The organism is Pseudoxanthomonas taiwanensis, from assembly GCF_010093135.1.
Taxonomy (GTDB): domain Bacteria; phylum Pseudomonadota; class Gammaproteobacteria; order Xanthomonadales; family Xanthomonadaceae; genus Pseudoxanthomonas; species Pseudoxanthomonas taiwanensis.
This window is the reverse complement of sequence record NZ_PDWK01000070.1, coordinates 1-14,787: the sequence shown is the minus strand read 5'-3', so window position 1 is coordinate 14,787 and position 14,787 is coordinate 1. Positions and strand designations below refer to the sequence as shown.

General features: G+C 74.4%; 15 protein-coding genes. 10 read left to right on the top strand and 5 right to left on the bottom strand.

Annotated features, from left to right (window positions below; all coding sequences use genetic code 11):
* Positions 1–126 precede the first annotated feature (126 nt).
* The gene (locus tag CR938_RS12025; RefSeq protein WP_162125245.1) at positions 127–537 is read left to right on the top strand and encodes a COG3650 family protein; all 411 of its coding nucleotides are present in this window, start codon (positions 127–129) and stop codon (positions 535–537) included.
* A 6-nt stretch (positions 538–543) separates the two neighbouring features.
* On the opposite strand, the gene lpxH is transcribed toward CR938_RS12025, so the two are convergent.
* Complete coding sequence (gene lpxH / locus CR938_RS12020; protein WP_162125244.1) at positions 544–1,278, bottom strand: UDP-2,3-diacylglucosamine diphosphatase; 735 nt, start codon at positions 1,276–1,278, stop codon at positions 544–546.
* 140 nt (positions 1,279–1,418) lie between these two features.
* Between lpxH and gltX the strand changes: the two genes are divergently transcribed.
* Together gltX and CR938_RS12010 are read left to right on the top strand one after the other, a co-directional pair.
* A complete protein-coding gene (gene gltX / locus CR938_RS12015; protein ID WP_162125243.1) occupies positions 1,419–2,822 on the top strand; it encodes a glutamate--tRNA ligase in 1,404 nt (467 codons plus the stop codon).
* 16 nt (positions 2,823–2,838) lie between these two features.
* Positions 2,839–3,330, top strand: coding sequence for a transcriptional repressor (locus CR938_RS12010; protein ID WP_162125242.1), 492 nt, complete (start codon positions 2,839–2,841; stop codon positions 3,328–3,330).
* Between the two features lie 82 nt (positions 3,331–3,412).
* Here the strand turns inward: CR938_RS12010 and CR938_RS12005 are convergent, their stop codons facing one another.
* Positions 3,413–5,575: a TonB-dependent receptor gene (locus tag CR938_RS12005; RefSeq protein WP_162125241.1), complete on the bottom strand. Its 2,163-nt coding sequence runs from the start codon at positions 5,573–5,575 to the stop codon at positions 3,413–3,415.
* A gap of 78 nt (positions 5,576–5,653) precedes the next feature.
* On the opposite strand from CR938_RS12005, the gene CR938_RS12000 reads away from it, so the two are divergent.
* Together CR938_RS12000 and CR938_RS11995 are read left to right on the top strand one after the other, a co-directional pair.
* Complete coding sequence (locus CR938_RS12000) at positions 5,654–6,061, top strand: MerC domain-containing protein (protein ID WP_162125240.1); 408 nt, start codon at positions 5,654–5,656, stop codon at positions 6,059–6,061.
* Between the two features lie 76 nt (positions 6,062–6,137).
* Positions 6,138–6,320: a 30S ribosomal protein THX gene (locus tag CR938_RS11995; protein WP_162125239.1), complete on the top strand. Its 183-nt coding sequence runs from the start codon at positions 6,138–6,140 to the stop codon at positions 6,318–6,320.
* A 79-nt stretch (positions 6,321–6,399) separates the two neighbouring features.
* Here the strand turns inward: CR938_RS11995 and hutI are convergent, their stop codons facing one another.
* Positions 6,400–7,638: an imidazolonepropionase gene (gene hutI, locus CR938_RS11990; protein ID WP_162125238.1), complete on the bottom strand. Its 1,239-nt coding sequence runs from the start codon at positions 7,636–7,638 to the stop codon at positions 6,400–6,402.
* Between the two features lie 75 nt (positions 7,639–7,713).
* Here hutI and CR938_RS11985 point away from each other — a divergent pair, with 75 nt between their 5' ends.
* From CR938_RS11985 to CR938_RS11970, 4 genes are all read left to right on the top strand, one after another.
* Complete coding sequence (locus CR938_RS11985) at positions 7,714–9,057, top strand: formimidoylglutamate deiminase (RefSeq protein ID WP_162125237.1); 1,344 nt, start codon at positions 7,714–7,716, stop codon at positions 9,055–9,057.
* A gap of 131 nt (positions 9,058–9,188) precedes the next feature.
* On the top strand, positions 9,189–10,745 hold the full coding sequence (locus tag CR938_RS11980; RefSeq protein WP_162125236.1) for a serine hydrolase: 1,557 nt from the start codon (positions 9,189–9,191) through the stop codon (positions 10,743–10,745).
* Between the two features lie 26 nt (positions 10,746–10,771).
* Positions 10,772–12,010: a sensor histidine kinase gene (locus CR938_RS11975; protein ID WP_162125235.1), complete on the top strand. Its 1,239-nt coding sequence runs from the start codon at positions 10,772–10,774 to the stop codon at positions 12,008–12,010.
* On the top strand, positions 12,007–12,780 hold the full coding sequence (locus CR938_RS11970; protein WP_162125234.1) for a LytR/AlgR family response regulator transcription factor: 774 nt from the start codon (positions 12,007–12,009) through the stop codon (positions 12,778–12,780). Before CR938_RS11975 ends, CR938_RS11970 begins: the two co-directional genes overlap by 4 nt.
* 34 nt (positions 12,781–12,814) lie before the next feature.
* On the opposite strand, the gene trxA is transcribed toward CR938_RS11970, so the two are convergent.
* A complete protein-coding gene (gene trxA / locus CR938_RS11965; protein ID WP_162125233.1) occupies positions 12,815–13,669 on the bottom strand; it encodes a thioredoxin in 855 nt (284 codons plus the stop codon).
* A gap of 198 nt (positions 13,670–13,867) precedes the next feature.
* On the opposite strand from trxA, the gene CR938_RS11960 reads away from it, so the two are divergent.
* Complete coding sequence (locus CR938_RS11960) at positions 13,868–14,470, top strand: DUF998 domain-containing protein (protein WP_162125232.1); 603 nt, start codon at positions 13,868–13,870, stop codon at positions 14,468–14,470.
* Here the strand turns inward: CR938_RS11960 and CR938_RS11955 are convergent.
* On the bottom strand, positions 14,451–14,702 hold the full coding sequence (locus CR938_RS11955; RefSeq protein ID WP_162125231.1) for a SemiSWEET transporter: 252 nt from the start codon (positions 14,700–14,702) through the stop codon (positions 14,451–14,453). The genes CR938_RS11960 and CR938_RS11955 overlap by 20 nt on opposite strands.
* Between the last annotated feature and the right edge of the window lie 85 nt (positions 14,703–14,787).

Genomic DNA, 14,787 nt, shown 5'->3' with positions numbered 1-14,787 from the left:
CCCCCCCGCCTGGTCCCCTCCCCCCCACCGCGGGGGGTGAGTGGCCCCGCCGCCGCCGCTGGCAACTGCCACCGCCCTCCCGCGCCTTGCCCATGCTGGCGGTTCCCGTCGTGCCGGAGCCCCCCCATGCGCCCCGTCCCCGCCGCGCCGCCGATCCTGGCCCTGCTGGTCCTGCTGGCCCCGGGGGGCTGCGCCGCGCCGCCGCCCACGGCCCCCGGTGCGGCCGCCAAGCGCCCGCCCGGCCAGGAACAGGCGCCGCCGCCAGCATGGCGCGCGTTCGGCAACGAGCCGTTCTGGAGCGCGCACGTGGAGGGTGGCCGCCTGCTGTTCACCGCGCCGGAGGACATGGAGGGCCGCGCGTACGCCGGCACCGCCACGGTGCTGGAGGACGGCCTGCAGTTCGAGGGCGCGGGGGTGGTCCTGCGCATCCGGGCCGGCGCGTGCAGCGACGGCATGTCCGACCTGGAGCACGCCTACACGGCGCGGCTGCAGCTGGACGGAGCCCGGTACGCCGGCTGCGCCGAGGCGGCGAAGTAGGGCGGGCTACAGCCGCTCCAGGCGCATTCCGGACGCGTCCACCCGCAGCACCGAGCCCTGCTCGTACCAGTCGCCCAGCACGATGCGGCGGCAGGGCCGCCCGTCCACCGTGAGCAGGTGCTCGGCCGGGCGGTGGGTGTGGCCGTGGATCAGGGTGGAGACGCCGTAGCGGGCCAGGCAGGTCTCCACCGTGGCCGGGGTGACGTCGGTGATGGTCTCGAAGGCGGCGCGATCGGATTTGAGCTCGCGCTGGCGGGCCATGCTGGCCTGGCGCGCCTGGTTGGCGAAGGCCAGGCGCGCTTCCAGCGGCTGGGCCAGGAAGCGGCGCTGCCATTCCGGGTCGCGGGTCTGCGCGCGGAAGGCCTGATAGGCGGTGTCGTCGGTGCACAGCAGGTCGCCGTGCATCAGCAGCACCGGCTCGCCCTGCAGCGACACCACCGCCGGGTCGGGCAGGATGCGCAGGCCGGCGCGCGCGGCCCAGGCCGGGCCGACCAGGAAGTCACGGTTGCCGCGCATGAAGTACACCGGCACGCCGGAGGCGGCCAGCCCGCGCAGCGCCGCGGCCACCGCGACACCGGCCTCGGAGGGATCGTCGTCGCCGACCCAGCTTTCGAACAGGTCGCCGAGGATGTACAGCGCCTGCGCCCGCGCCGCCTCGCCGCGCAGGAAGCCCAGGAACAGATCCGTGATCGCCGGGCGCGCGGGATCCAGGTGCAGGTCGGACACGAACAGGGTCGTCATGCGCGGATTCTAGCCGCTGCCGGCCGCCCGGCAGCCGGCGGCGGCCGGAGCATGCGGCGGGCGCGGCCCCGGGGACGGCGCGGCGGGCCGGGAGGCGGGGGAGGGGGTAAAATCAGCGCATCCCTTCCTCCGAGTTTCCCATGACCTGCCGTACCCGTTTCGCCCCCAGCCCCACCGGTTACCTGCACATCGGCGGTGCCCGCACCGCGCTGTACTGCTGGCTGGAGGCGCGCCACCACGGCGGGCAGTTCGTGCTGCGCATCGAGGACACCGACCGCGAGCGCAGCACCCAGGCGGCGATCGACGCGATCCTGCAGGCCATGGACTGGCTGGGCCTGGACTACGACGAGGGCCCGATCTACCAGACCCACCGCCTGGAACGCTACCGCGAGGTGGCCGAGCGGCTGGTGGCCGAGGGCAAGGCGTACTACGCCTACGAGACCAGGGAGGAGCTGGAGGCCATGCGCGAGGCGGCCATGGCCCGCGGCGAGAAGCCGCGCTACAACGGCGCCGCGCGCGACCTCAACCTGCCGTACCGTGACGACCCCAACCGCGTCATCCGTTTCAAGAACCCGACCGGGGGCGTGGTCGCCTTCGACGACCTGATCAAGGGCCGCATCGAGATCGCCAACAGCGAGCTGGACGACATGGTGATCTTCCGCCCGGACGGCTACCCCACCTACAACTTCGCGGTGGTGGTGGACGACTGGGACATGGGCATCACCGAGGTCATCCGCGGCGACGACCACATCAACAACACCCCGCGCCAGATCAACCTGTACCACGCCATCGGCGCGCCGGTGCCGAGGTTCGCCCACATCCCGATGATCCTGGACGAGGCCGGCGCCAAGCTGTCCAAGCGCACCGGTGCGGCCGACGTGATGCAGTACAGGGACATGGGCTACCTGCCCGACGCGCTGCTGTGCTACCTGGCGCGCCTGGGCTGGTCGCATGGCGACCAGGAGATCTTCAGCCGCCAGGAGTTGGTCGAGCTGTTCGACGTGCGCGACTGCAACTCCAAGGCCTCGCGACTGGACATGGCCAAGCTGGGCTGGGTCAACCAGCACTTCCTGAAGAACACCGACCCGGCGGAGATCGCCCCGCACCTGGTCTACCAGCTGGAGAAGCTGGGCCTGGACCTGTCCAGGGGGCCCAAGCCGGAGGACGTGGTGGTCGCGCTGCGCGAGCGCGTGCAGACCCTGAAGGAGATGGCCGAGAAGGCCGTGGTCTGGTACACGCCACTGGAGACCTACGACGAGGCCGCGGTGGCCAAGCACCTCAAGCCCGGTGCGGAAGTGCCGCTGGCCAGGGCGCGCGAGCTGCTGGCGGCGCTGCCGGAGTGGAACGCCGACGCGGTCATGGCCGCGCTGCAGGAGGTCGCGGCCTCGCTGGAGCTGGGCATGGGCAAGGTGGCCCAGCCGCTGCGCGTGGCCATGACCGGCACCCAGGTCAGTCCGGACATCTCCTGGACCGTGTACCTGGCCGGCCGCGAGGAGGCCCTCAAGCGCATCGACGCGGCCATCCAGAGGATTCCGCAGGGCTGAACGCACGGGAGGGAACATGGGCCACAGGCACGCCTGCACCGATCCGCACCACCACGTCGACGACGCCGACGCGTTCGTCCAGGCGGTGGAGCGCGCCTGCGTCGAGCGCGGCCTGCGCCTGACCCCGATCCGCTCGCGCGTGCTGCGGCTGATCGCCGACGCCGGCAAGCCGGTCAAGGCCTACGAGCTGCTGGAACGGGTGCGCGAGAGCAAGGGCGCCGGTGCCGACGCCCCGCCCACGGTGTACCGCGCGCTCGACTTCCTGATGGCCAACGGCTTCGTACACAAGCTGGAGTCGGTCAACGCCTTCGTCGCCTGCCACCACCCCAACAGCGCCCAGCATTCGGTGCCGTTCCTGATCTGCGACCGCTGCCACAGCGCGGTCGAGCTGGAAGACCGCGAGGTGGTGGCGCAGCTGGACGCCCGCGCCAAGGCGCTGGGCTTCCAGCCGCAGGCGCAGACCCTGGAAGTGCACGGCCTGTGCGCGCGCTGCGCACGGGTCGGCTGACCGGCCGAACGACCGCCGCCGGCGCGGCGGGACGTCCCTTGGGGCGCGCGGGGCCGGTCCGGCCGGGCCCCGCGCGGCCTGCTCAGAACCAGAGGCGCACGCCGAAGGCCACGGCCCGGCCGGGCAGCGGCGCGTACTGGCGCAGCAGCGAGGTGTGCGGCCGCGCCTCGCGGTCGGTGAGGTTGCTGCCGTCCAGGAACAGCTCCCACGCCGTGCCGCCGTCGCCGCGCTCCCGGCGCCAGGCCAGGTGGGCATCCACCAGGGTGTAGGCCGGACTGGGCGCCTCGTGCGCGGCCACGTCGTCCTGGCGCATGTGGCGCACCGCGCCCAGCGCGGCGCGCCAGCCGTCGCGTTCCCAGGCCAGGCTGGCGCCCAGCCGCGCCGGCGCGGTCCGCGGCAGGTGGCCGTGGTTGGCCAGCTCGGCCTGGGGGTGGTGGAAGTGGTCGCCATGCGGCACGGCGAATGCGGCCTGGCGGCTGCCGTGGCCGTCCAGGCGGCCGCGCACCGCGTCGCCGAACAGGCGCAGGTCCCAGGTGCCGCTGGCGTCGTCGGCCAGGTGCAGCACCGCCTGGGCCTCGGCGCCGGTGAACACGGCATCGGCCTGGGTCCACAGCCGCACCGGCACGTCGTGCTCGGCCACGCCGGTGTCGGCCAGGTGGATGAAGTCGTCGAAGCGGCTGCGGTACACGGCCAGCTCCAGGTCGAAGCGCTCGCCGTGCGCGTGCAGGCCCAGCTCGGCGCGGCGGGCGCGCTCGGTGTCCAGGCCGGCGTCGCCGATCTCGATCGAGCCGGTGGCCACGTGCAGGCCGGCGGCGTACAGCTCCTCGCGGGTGGGCGCACGCTCGGAGCGGTCCAGGCCGAAGCGCAGGTCCAGCGCCGGCGCCAAGCGCCAGATCGCCGCCGCCGACAGGTTGGTGGCGCCGAAGCGGCGCGCCGGCGCCGCGCCCGCCGGGGTGACCTCGACGCGGTCGTGGCGGGCGCCCAGCTCCAGCTTCAGCGGACCGAAGCTGCGGTCCTGCAGCACGAACAGGCCCAGGTTCTCGGTGAGCGTGGACGGCACGAAGGCCTCGGCGCCGGCCGCGGCGAAGTCCACCCGGCCCTGCTGCACGCCGAAGGCGCCGCGCCAGCCGGCCAGCGGCCGCTGCACCGCCTGCAGGCGCAGGTCGTGGCCGCGGCTGGCGAAGCGCGTGCCGGCCAAGCCGTCCTCCAGCTCCAGATGCTCGTAGTCGCTCCAGGCGCCGTGCAGGTCCACGCGCTCGAGGAAGGCCGTCGGCGCGTACACGCCGCCCTTCAGTTCCACCCGGTCCTGGGCCAGGTCGATGCGCACCCGCGGCGCGTGGTCGTCGCCGTGGGCGTGCGCATCGTCGTCGTGGTCATGGTCATGGCCGTGGTCGTCGCCGGCGTGGACGTGGGCGCCGGGCGGGATGCCGTAGTCGCTGCGGTAGGTACTGGCGGCCAGGCCGAGGTAGCCGCGCCCGCCCAGCCAGGTCGCGCCCACGCCGCCGGCGCGGGTCTGCTGCGCGCTGTTGGGCAGGGTGCCGCGCGCCTCCTCCCCGCGGTCGTGCTCATGGTCGTCACCATGGCCCGCGTGGGCCCGGGCCAGGCCCGGGATGTCGTAGTCGCCGGTGTCGCGCAGCAGGCCGTCCACGTGCAGCACCAGGTTGCCGCCGCTGACGCCGTCCAGGCGGAACATGCCGGTGCGCTCGCCGTTGACGGTGTTGCCGCGCAGCTCGGCCCGTCCGGACAGCGGCCGCTCCGGCACCGCGCGGGCGATGCGCCCGTCCACCACGTTGACCGCGCCGCCGATGGCGCCGCTGCCGAACAGCAGCGTGGCCGGGCCCTTCAGCACCTCGATCTGGTCCGCCAGGAACGGCTCCACGGCGCTGGCGTGATCGGCGCTGACGGTGGAGGCGTCCAGGCTGCCCATGCCGCTGGCCAGCACCTGCACGCGCGGGCCGTCCAGGCCGCGCAGCACCGGCCGGCCCACGCCGGGGCCGAAATAGGTGCTCTGCACGCCGGGCAGGCCGGACACGGTCTCGCCCAGGGTGGCGGCGCGGGCCCGGTCCAGCGCCGCGCCCTCCAGCACTTCCACCGGCCGCGCCTGGGACTCGGCATCGCCCGGCAGCGGCGAGGCGGTCACCTGCACGGCCGGAAGCTCGGTGGGTTCGTGGGCGGCCGCCGGCAGGGCCAGGCAAGCCAGGGCGACGGCGGCGGCCAGGCGGGCGGGGCGGGGGACTGGATGCATTGCGGGGACAACCTCCGGATGACAACGGGAAGGGAATGTTATAATGTATCTATATCGGTCAACACCCTCCCGGAAGTCATGCCCCCGTCTCCCCGCGACCTGCTCGACCGCTTCGGTGCCGCCGGCTCCCTGCTGTGCGCGGTGCATTGCGCGCTGGCGCCGCTGCTGCTGGCTGGCGTGCCGTCGCTGGGCCTGTCGCTGTGGTTCGACGACGATCTGGAACGGGCCCTGGTGTTCTCGGTGACGGTGCTGGGCCTGGCCAGCCTGGGCTGGGGCTACCGCCGCCACCGCGCGCTGCGCGCGCTGGGTGTGCTGCTCACCGGGCTGGTGGCGCTGTGGGCCGGGCTGCTGTATCCGCCGCTGCACGAGGCGGCGGTGCCCCACGCGGTGGCGATGACCTTCGGCGGCACCCTGCTGGGCGTGGCGCACGTGATCAACCTGCGCCTCAACCACGGCCACGTGCACGACGCGGGCTGTGCCCATTGAGCCCGCCATGCTAGGCTTGACGGTCTGTCGCGCTCCGGCGCGCCTGCCGTTTTGTGAATTTCGAGGAGAGGAAAGAATGGGCAAGGGTGACCGCAAGACCGCCAAGGGCAAGCGCTTCAACAGCAGCTACGGCAACGCCCGGCCGCGTCGCGCCAAGCTCGCCGGCGTCGGCGCCGCCGCTCCGGCGGCCAAGAAGACCGTGGTGAAGGCGGCGGCCAAGAAGGTCGTGGCCAAGAAGACGGTGGCCAAGGCCGGCTGAGCCCCTGCCGGTTCGCCAATCCTCCGGAACGCGGCGCCTGGCGCCGCGTTCCGCGTTTCGGGGGGCGGAAAAGCGGCGGTCAGGCGGTGCCGTGCACCTGCCGCCCCCCGGCCCAGACCTGCGCGGCCAGCGGCCCGCCGAGCCAGTAGGCCAGTTCGGCCGGGCGGCGGATGTCCCACAGCACGAAGTCCGCGCGCAGGCCCGGCGCCAGCCGGCCGCGGTCGTCCAGGCCCAGCGCCCGTGCGGCATGCACCGTGGCCCCGCGCAGCGCCTCCTCCGGGGTCAGGCGGAAGTACGTGCAGGCCAGGGCCATGGCCAGGCGCAGCGACAGCAGCGGCGAGGTGCCCGGGTTGCAGTCGGTGGCCACGGCCATCGGCACGCCGTGGGCGCGGAAGGCCTGCAGCGGCGGCAGCCGGGTCTCGCGCAGCACGTGGAAGGCACCGGGCAGCAGCACCGCCACGGTGCCGGTGCGGGCCATGGCGGCCACGCCCGCCTCGCTGCTGTATTCGACGTGGTCGGCCGACAGGCCGCCGAACTCCGCCACCAGCGCCGCGCCGCCGCCGTCGCTGAGCTGGTCGGCGTGCAGCTTCACCGGCAGGCCGAGGGCGCGCGCGGCCTCGAACACGCGCCGGGTCTGCGCGGCGGTGAAGCCGATGCGCTCGCAGAAGGCGTCCACCGCATCCACCAGCCCTTCGGCGTGCAGCCTCGGCAGCCAGTCGCACACCGCCTCCACGTAGGCGTCGGCGCGGCCGGCGTATTCGGGCGGCAGCGCGTGCGCGCCGAGGAAGGTGGTGCGCACGGTGATGCCCAGTTCCCGGCCGATGCGCCGGGCCACCTGCAGCATGCGCCGCTCGCTCTCCAGCTCCAGGCCGTAGCCGGACTTGATCTCCACGGTGGTCACGCCGTCGGCGAGCAGGGCGCGGGCGCGCGGCAGCGACTGCGCCAGCAGCGCTGCGGCATCGGCCTGGCGGGTGGCGCGCACGGTGCTGACGATGCCGCCGCCGGCGCGGGCGATCTGCTCGTAGCTGGCGCCCTGCAGGCGCTGCTCGAACTCGCCGGCGCGATCGCCGCCGAACACCAGGTGGGTGTGGCAGTCCACCAGGCCGGGCGTGACCCAGCGGCCGCCGGCGTCGTGCACCGTGCGGGCCAGTTGCGCCGGGTCGCCGGGCAGGGCCGCGCGCGGGCCGGCGAAGCACAGGCGGCCGCCGCGCCAGCCCAGCGCGCCGTCCTCGACCACGCCCCAGCCGGCCTCGCCGGCCAGGGTGACCAGGTGCGCGTGCAGCAGCAGGCCGTCCCAGGGTGCGGATGCGTCGTCCATGCCCGCATTCTACGGGGCGGCCGCGCGCGTACGGGTGCGTCGCCAGCGGCGCGGGATTCCGGCGAGAATGCCGGCATGGACATTGGACACGATCTGGCGCTGGCGTGGACGCCGCAGGGCTGGCGTCCGCGGACCGTACCCGTGGCGGAGGACGGCCGCATCGCCGGCTTCTCCGGCACCGCGCGGGGCATCGTCCTGCCCGGTGTTCCCAACCTGCATTCGCACGCCTTCCAGCGCGCCATGGCCGGCCTGGCCGAGTGCCAGACCGATCCGCGCGATTCGTTCTGGACCTGGCGCGAGACCATGTACCGGATCGCCGCGCGCTTCGATCCGGACAGCCTGCAGGCGGTGGCCGCGCAGCTGTATGCCGAGATGCTGGAGGCCGGCTACACCACGGTGTGCGAGTTCCACTACCTGCACCACGCGCCCGACGGCCGGCCCTATGCCGACCCGGCGGCGATGTCGCGCGCGCTGCTGGCCGCCGCGCGGCAGGCCGGCATCCGCCTGACCCTGCTGCCGGTGCTGTACATGTCCGGCGGCTTCGACCGCCGCCCGCTGGCCGAGCGCCAGCGCCGCTTCGGCCACGACCTGGACGCCTTCCTGCACCTGGTGGAGACGCTGCGCGCGGAGGAGGCGGGCGATCCCCTGCTGCGCGTGGGCGTGGCCTTCCACAGCCTGCGCGCGGTGCCACCCGAGGCGCTGGCCGCGGCGCTGGAGGCGCTGCCGCCGGACCTGCCGCTGCACATCCACATCGCCGAGCAGGTGGCCGAGGTCGAGGACTGCCTGGCGGTGCACGGTGTCCGCCCGGTGCGCTGGCTGCTGGACCATGCCCCGGTGGACCGGCGCTGGACCCTGGTCCATGCCACCCACCTGGACAGGGAGGAAACGCGGGCACTGGCCCGCAGCGGCGCCACCGTGGCGCTGTGCCCGACCACCGAGGCCAACCTCGGCGACGGCCTGTTCCCGCTGCGCGACTACCTGGACGCGGGCGGGGCCTGGGGCATCGGCTCGGACTCGCATGTCTCGGTCAGCCCGGTGGAGGGACTGCGCTGGCTGGAGTACGGCCAGCGCCTGCACGGCCTGCGCCGCAACGTCGCCGTGGCCGCGGACAGCCCCGGCGTCGGCCGGACCCTGCTGCGCGGCGTGTANGCCAGCGGCGCCAACGCCACCGGCCAGCCGGTCGGCCAGCTGGCGCCGGGCATGGCCGCGGACTGGATCGTGCTGGACGCCGCCGCGCCGCTGTTCGCCGGCGCGCGCGAGGCCGACGTGGCCGAGCGCTGGCTGTTCGCCGGCAACGTCAACGTCGTGGACGAGGTGTACGTGGCCGGCCGGCAGGTGGTGGCCGGCGGACACCATCACGCGCGCGAGGCCATCGCCGCCCGCTACCGCCGCGCGGTGGCGCGCCTGCTGGCCGACTGATCCGCTCCCGTCAGGCGGGCTTCCGTCGCCCGGCCGGCGGCATCCGTCGCGTGTATGCACGGCGGGGCCGCGGGGCGGCAGCATGTGTCCATCCCCGAGCAAAGGAGCTCGCCACCGGCCATGCGTGGGCGATGTCCGATGCCGACCTGGCCGGGATCGTCCGCCAGCGCCTGGAGGGCGACCGCACGGGCGCCTGCATGGCGGTCGCCGTGGTGGAGAAGGACCATGTCGCGCGCACCTTCCAGTGCGCCGATCCGGCCGACGCCGGCCGCATCGGTCCGGACGCGGCCTTCGAGATCGGCTCGGTCAGCAAGACCATGACCGCCACGCTGTTGGCCGACCTGATCCTGCAGGGCAGGGGATCGCTGGACGACACCCTGGCCTCGTGGCTGCCGGAGGGCACCCGGGTGCCGGACTACCAGGGCCAGCCGATCCTGCTGCGCCACGTGGTCACCCACACCTCCGGCCTGCCACGGCTGCCCCCGCGGCTGGACGAGGCGCGCATGGACGATCCGTACGCCGGCCTCGACGCGGAGGCGCTGCTGGCCTCGCTGGCCGACGTGGAGCTGGAGGCCGCCCCGGGCACCCGCTTCGCGTACTCCAACTTCGCCTCGATGCTGCTGTCGTACGCGGTGGCACGCCGTGCCGGCGTGGACTTCGAGACCCTGCTGCGCGAGCGCCTGTTCGCCCCGCTGGGCATGGACCACGCCTACATCGACCGGCCACCACGGGGCGTGCGTCCGGCCACCGGCCATACGCCCACCCGCCAGCCGGCCCCGCCGTGGCGCTTCGCCGCCGACCTGGCTGGTGTGGGCGGCGTGCGCGCCACGCTGGAGGGCATGGTCCGTTACGTACAGGCCGGGCTGGGCCGGAGCGGGGCGCCGATCGCGCGGGCCATGGCCATGACCCGCGAGCCGGTCTCGCAGACGCCGCCGATGGGGATGAACTGGATCATCGCGCCGGTGCCGGGACGCAACGTGCTGGTGCACGAGGGCGGCACCGGCGGCTTCTCCTCGTTCGTGGCGCTGGACCCGCAGCGGCAGCGCGGCGTCGTGGTGCTGTCCGACACCGCCTGGACCTCGCTGGGCGGCCTGGGCAGTCTGGCCAACCATCTGGTCGATGCGTCGCTGCCGCTGGGTGGGCCGCGCCGTGAGGTCGCGCCCGAGCCCGCCCTGCTGCAGGCGCTGGAGGGTGAGTACCGGCTGGAGGGGGTGGCGCCGATGCGCCTGCGCCAGCGTGACGGGAAGCTGTTCGCCGATGTCGAGGGGCAGGGCGAATTCGAACTGGGCTACGACAGCGCCGGCGACTTCTACCCGCTGCAGTTCGACGCCCTGCTGCGTCCGCACCGCCGCGCCGATGGCAGCTGGGGGCTGACCTGGCTGCAGGGAGGGGGCGAGATCCCGGTGGTGCGGGCGGACCTGGAACTTCCGTCGGCGGAAGACATGCCCGGGTACGCCGGCACCTACCCGCTGCTGCCCGGCTTCAGCCTGACCGTGCGCGAGGAGGGCGGGCAGCTGGTGGCGCAGGCCACCGGACAGGGCGCGTTCCCGCTGCGGGCGGTGGCCAGGGACCACTTCGAGGCACCGGTGTTCGGCATCGAGATCCGCTTCCTGCGCGACCGGTCCGGCGAGGTGGCCTCGCTGGAGCTGCACCAGCACGGCAACGTGCTGCGCGGGCGGCGGCAGTGAGCGGGGACGGGCCGCGGAGGACGCGCATGGGCGCCTGTCCCGGATATTCCCTCGGGCGCAGCCTGCCGCCGGAGGTGCTGGTCGGCGGCAACACGGTGTGGAGCCGCTACCGCCAGTACCCGGTCTTCAGCCTGCGCTGGCTGGCCGGACGCAGCCGGCTGTTCTGCGGTGTGATCGCGGTGGTGGCCGCCTTCCTCGGCGCCGGCATCGGGCTGGTCTTCCGCGACGCGGGCCTGGGCGTGCACGTGGCCCTGGTGCAGTTCTTGGCCTTCAGCCTGATGGCCACGCTGGGGCCGGCACTGGCCACCTGGGTGCGTCACCGCGGCTGGCCCGAGCCGCGCGAGCGGGTCGGCGTGGTGCTGGCGGTGCTGGCGGGCGTGGTGCTGAGCCTGGGCGTGGACCACATCACCTCGGGCCACATCGACGCCCTGGTCAAGCCGCACCTGCCCGGCCTGCACGGTGGCGCCGAGCCCCGGCCACCGGATCTGGGGCCGGTGCTGGGCGCGGTCACGGTGGCGCTGAACATCCTCGCGCTGCTGGTCGTCTACGGCCTGTTCGGCGGCGGCCTGGCCCTGCGCGCGTACTTCAGCGAGCGCCGCCGCTGGGAGGAGCACCGCCATGCCCGCGAGCTGGAGGCGCTGGCCGCGCGCGTGCACGAGGCCGACCTGCGCCTGGGCGTGCTGCAGGCGCAGGTGGAGCCGCACTTCCTGTTCAACACCCTGGCCTCGGTCCGCGCGCTCGTGCGCCAGGACCCGGCCCAGGCCGAGGCGACGCTGGATGCGCTGGTGGCCTTCCTGCGTGCGGCCATCCCGCGCCTGCGCGGCGACCACCGCCTGCTGTCGACCCTGGGCCAGCAGCTGGACCTGTGCGCGCGCTACCTGGAGCTGATGCGGGTGCGCATGGGCGGTCGTCTGTCGTTCGTGGTGGAGGCGGAGGAGGCGCTGCGCGCGCTGCCGTTTCCGCCGTCGCTGCTGATCACCCTGGTGGAGAATGCGATCAAGCACGGCATCGAGCCGCGCCCGGGGCCGGGCCGGGTCGAGGTGCGGGCAAGCGGAGAGAATGGAAGGTTGCGCGTGGCGGTGATGGACGATGGTGCCGGGCTGCAGCCGGGCCTGGGCGGCGGCATGGGGCTGGCCAACGTGCGCGAACAGCTGGCGCACCGCTTCGGCGCCGGAGCCTCGCTGCACCTGGAACCGCGCGCCGGCGGCGGGGTGGTGGCATGGATCGAGGTGCCGGTGGCGGCACTGGCGGGGGTGCCGGCATGAGCCGGGTCACCGCACTGGTGGCCGAGGACGAGGCGCCGCAGCGCCGCGCTCTGGTCGAGCAGCTGGGCCAGCTGTGGCCGGAGCTTTCGCTGTGCGCGGTGTGCGAGGACGGCGTGGCCGCGCTGGAGGCGGCGCGCGCGCAGCGCCCGCAGGTGGCGTTCCTGGACATCCGCATGCCCGGGGTCGGCGGCCTGGACGTGGCCCGCGAGGTGGTCGCGCACGGCGGCCTGGTGGTGTTCACCACCGCCTACGACGACTACGCGGTGCACGCCTTCGAGGCCGGCGCGGCCGACTACCTGCTCAAGCCGGTGCAGTCCGAACGCCTGGCCCAGGCGGTGGCGCGCCTGCGCCAGCGCCTGGAGGAGCGGCGGGCCGGTGCCGCGGCGCCGGACCTGCAGGCGCTGCTGGAGGAGCTGGAGGCGCGGCTGCGCCCGCGCGGCGAGCGCCTGATCCGCTGGATCACCGCCAGCGTCGGCGACAGCGTGCGCATGATCGGCATCGACGAGGTGCTGTTCTTCCAGGCGCAGGACAAGTACGTGCGCGTGGCCACCGCCACGGGCGACGCGGTGATCCGCACGCCGCTGAAGGAGATCGTCGCCGGGCTGGATCCGGACGTGTTCTGGCAGGTGCACCGCGGCGCCGTGGTGCGGGTGGCGGCGATCGACCGGCTGGTCCGCAACGAGCTGGGCCGCTACGGCCTGCGCCTGCGCAACCCCCCGGAAACGCTGCCGGTCAGCGCGCCGTTCCTGCACCGCTTTCGCGGCATGTAGGAGCCGGCGCGTCCCGGGACGCGCCGGCGGGGGATCAGAACAGCAGCGAAGCCATCTTCCGCCGGTACTGGCCGACCAGGTCCTCGTCCTCGACGATGCGGAAGGCGTCGATCAGCGCCTTGCGCGGCAGGCCGTCCTCCCAGTCGCGGTTGCGGCGCAGCAGCTCCAGCAGGTGCTCCAGACCGGCGGCGGCATCGCCGCCGACCAGGTGGGGCACGGCCAGCAGGTGGCGCGCGCGCAGGTCGCCCGGATCGGCGGCCAGGGCCTGCTCCAGCGCCGCCGGTGCGGGGGCGTCCTTCAGCAGGGCCGCGAAGCCCAGGCGGGCGCGGGCGCGCACCGCGCGGTCGTCGGCCGCCAGGTTGGCCGGCAGGCCGTCGAGCAGGCGCTCGGCCTCGGCCACCTCGCCGGTGCGCAGCAGGGCCAGGGCCAGCTCCAGCTTCAGCTCGTCCTTGTCCGGCTCGGCCGCCACCGCCTGGCGCAGGCGCGCCACCTCGGCCTGCGGGTCCGGCGGCACGGCCTCCGCCTCGGCCGGGGCTTCGCCCAGCGGCTCGATGCCGTGGTGCTGCAGGAACTGGCGCAGCTGGCCTTCCGGCAGCGCGCCCTGGAGGGCGTCCACCGGCTGGCCGCCGATCAGCAGGAACACGGTCGGCACCGAGCGGATCTGGAAGGCCGCGGCGATCTGCCGCTCCTGGTCCACGTCCACCTTGGCCAGGACGAAGGCGCCGCCGTATTCGCCGGCCAGTTTCTCCAGGATCGGCCCCAGGGTCTTGCACGGGCCGCACCAGGTGGCCCAGAAATCGACCAGCACCGGCACCTGCAGCGACTTCTGCAGGACCTCGGTCTCGAAGGTGGCGGTGGTGACATCGACGACGTGGGGCAGCGGGGCCATGGCGGGCTCCATGAAGTGGAGGGATGCGTTGCAGATGGTGCCGGCGGCGGCGCCTTGCAAGGCGCCGCGGCACGCGCGGCGCGGGAACGTTGCAGTTTAACCGCCGCAACGTGACGATGTGCGGATGATCGCACCTGGCCGTTCCATCCGTCCGTCCTCCGTGCCACCGCGCCGTGCGCCCCTGCGGAAGGGGGCGCCGTGAGCGCGCGCCGGGCCGTGGCGGTGCCGCTGGCCGCGTTCGCCAGCTGGGCCCTGGCCGGAGTGGCCGGCGGCCTGGCGGTGGACGGCTACTCCCACCTGCGGCACCCGCTGGCGCTGCTCGGCGCGCACCAGCTGCTGGGGGCCCCGTTCAACCTGTTCGCCTTTGTCCTGCCGGGGCTGGCCGGCGTCTGGGTGGCGCTGCGGCTGCGCGACGGCCTGCCGGCCGCCACCACCCCGAAGGCGGCGGGGATCGGCGGCTGGCTGGTGCTGCTGGCGGCACTGGGTTTCGTCGCCCAGGGCCTGCTGCCGCTGGACCTGGACCGGCTGGACGGCGGCGGCAGCCGCTGGCACGCCACCGCCTGGCTGCTGTGGGCGCTGGCCTTCCCGGTCGGGGCGGGGCTGCTGGGCGGCGGGCTGTGGAACGCCCCCGGAGCGCGCCGCCTGGCACTGGCCAGCCTGGCCGCCGGCGCGCTGGTGCTGGCCTGCGGCTTCCTCGGCAGCGGCTGGGTCGGCGCCGGCATCGCCCAGCGCCTGGCCTTCGCCGCCTGGCTGGCCTGGCAGCTGCCGGCGGCGGCCGGCCTCAGCCGTGGCGCAGCTTGAGCGCCAGGATCATCAGCGCCAGCGCCAGGGTCACCAGGTTGGACAGGATCATCGGCCAGGAGCCCAGGTACAGGCCGTAGGCCAGCCAGAAGCACACCCCGGTGGCGAACACCACGTACATGCCCAGCGAGATCGAGCGGGCGTCGCGGCTGCGCAGGATCTTGAGGGCCTGCGGCACGAAGGCCAGCGTGGTCAGGGTGGCGGCCACGTAGCCCAGCCATTCCCCGCTCATGCCGCCACCGGCCGGCGGGGGGCGGGGGCGGCATGAGCCTGGCGCTTTTACCCATCTGTCGCTGCCGGACGAAAGAGAGGGTGTG

Bases quoted from the DNA above. Each gene is read 5' to 3' on its own strand.
- CR938_RS12025 (WP_162125245.1), top strand. From the start codon at position 127: ATGCGCCCCGTCCCCGCCGCGCCGCCGATCCTGGCCCTGCTGGTCCTG.
- lpxH (WP_162125244.1), bottom strand. From the start codon at position 1,278: ATGACGACCCTGTTCGTGTCCGACCTGCACCTGGATCCCGCGCGCCCG.
- gltX (WP_162125243.1), top strand. From the start codon at position 1,419: ATGACCTGCCGTACCCGTTTCGCCCCCAGCCCCACCGGTTACCTGCAC.
- CR938_RS12010 (WP_162125242.1), top strand. From the start codon at position 2,839: ATGGGCCACAGGCACGCCTGCACCGATCCGCACCACCACGTCGACGAC.
- CR938_RS12005 (WP_162125241.1), bottom strand. From the start codon at position 5,575: ATGCATCCAGTCCCCCGCCCCGCCCGCCTGGCCGCCGCCGTCGCCCTG.
- CR938_RS12000 (WP_162125240.1), top strand. From the start codon at position 5,654: ATGCCCCCGTCTCCCCGCGACCTGCTCGACCGCTTCGGTGCCGCCGGC.
- CR938_RS11995 (WP_162125239.1), top strand. From the start codon at position 6,138: ATGGGCAAGGGTGACCGCAAGACCGCCAAGGGCAAGCGCTTCAACAGC.
- hutI (WP_162125238.1), bottom strand. From the start codon at position 7,638: ATGGACGACGCATCCGCACCCTGGGACGGCCTGCTGCTGCACGCGCAC.
- CR938_RS11980 (WP_162125236.1), top strand. From the start codon at position 9,189: ATGTCCGATGCCGACCTGGCCGGGATCGTCCGCCAGCGCCTGGAGGGC.
- CR938_RS11975 (WP_162125235.1), top strand. From the start codon at position 10,772: ATGGGCGCCTGTCCCGGATATTCCCTCGGGCGCAGCCTGCCGCCGGAG.
- CR938_RS11970 (WP_162125234.1), top strand. From the start codon at position 12,007: ATGAGCCGGGTCACCGCACTGGTGGCCGAGGACGAGGCGCCGCAGCGC.
- trxA (WP_162125233.1), bottom strand. From the start codon at position 13,669: ATGGCCCCGCTGCCCCACGTCGTCGATGTCACCACCGCCACCTTCGAG.
- CR938_RS11955 (WP_162125231.1), bottom strand. From the start codon at position 14,702: ATGAGCGGGGAATGGCTGGGCTACGTGGCCGCCACCCTGACCACGCTG.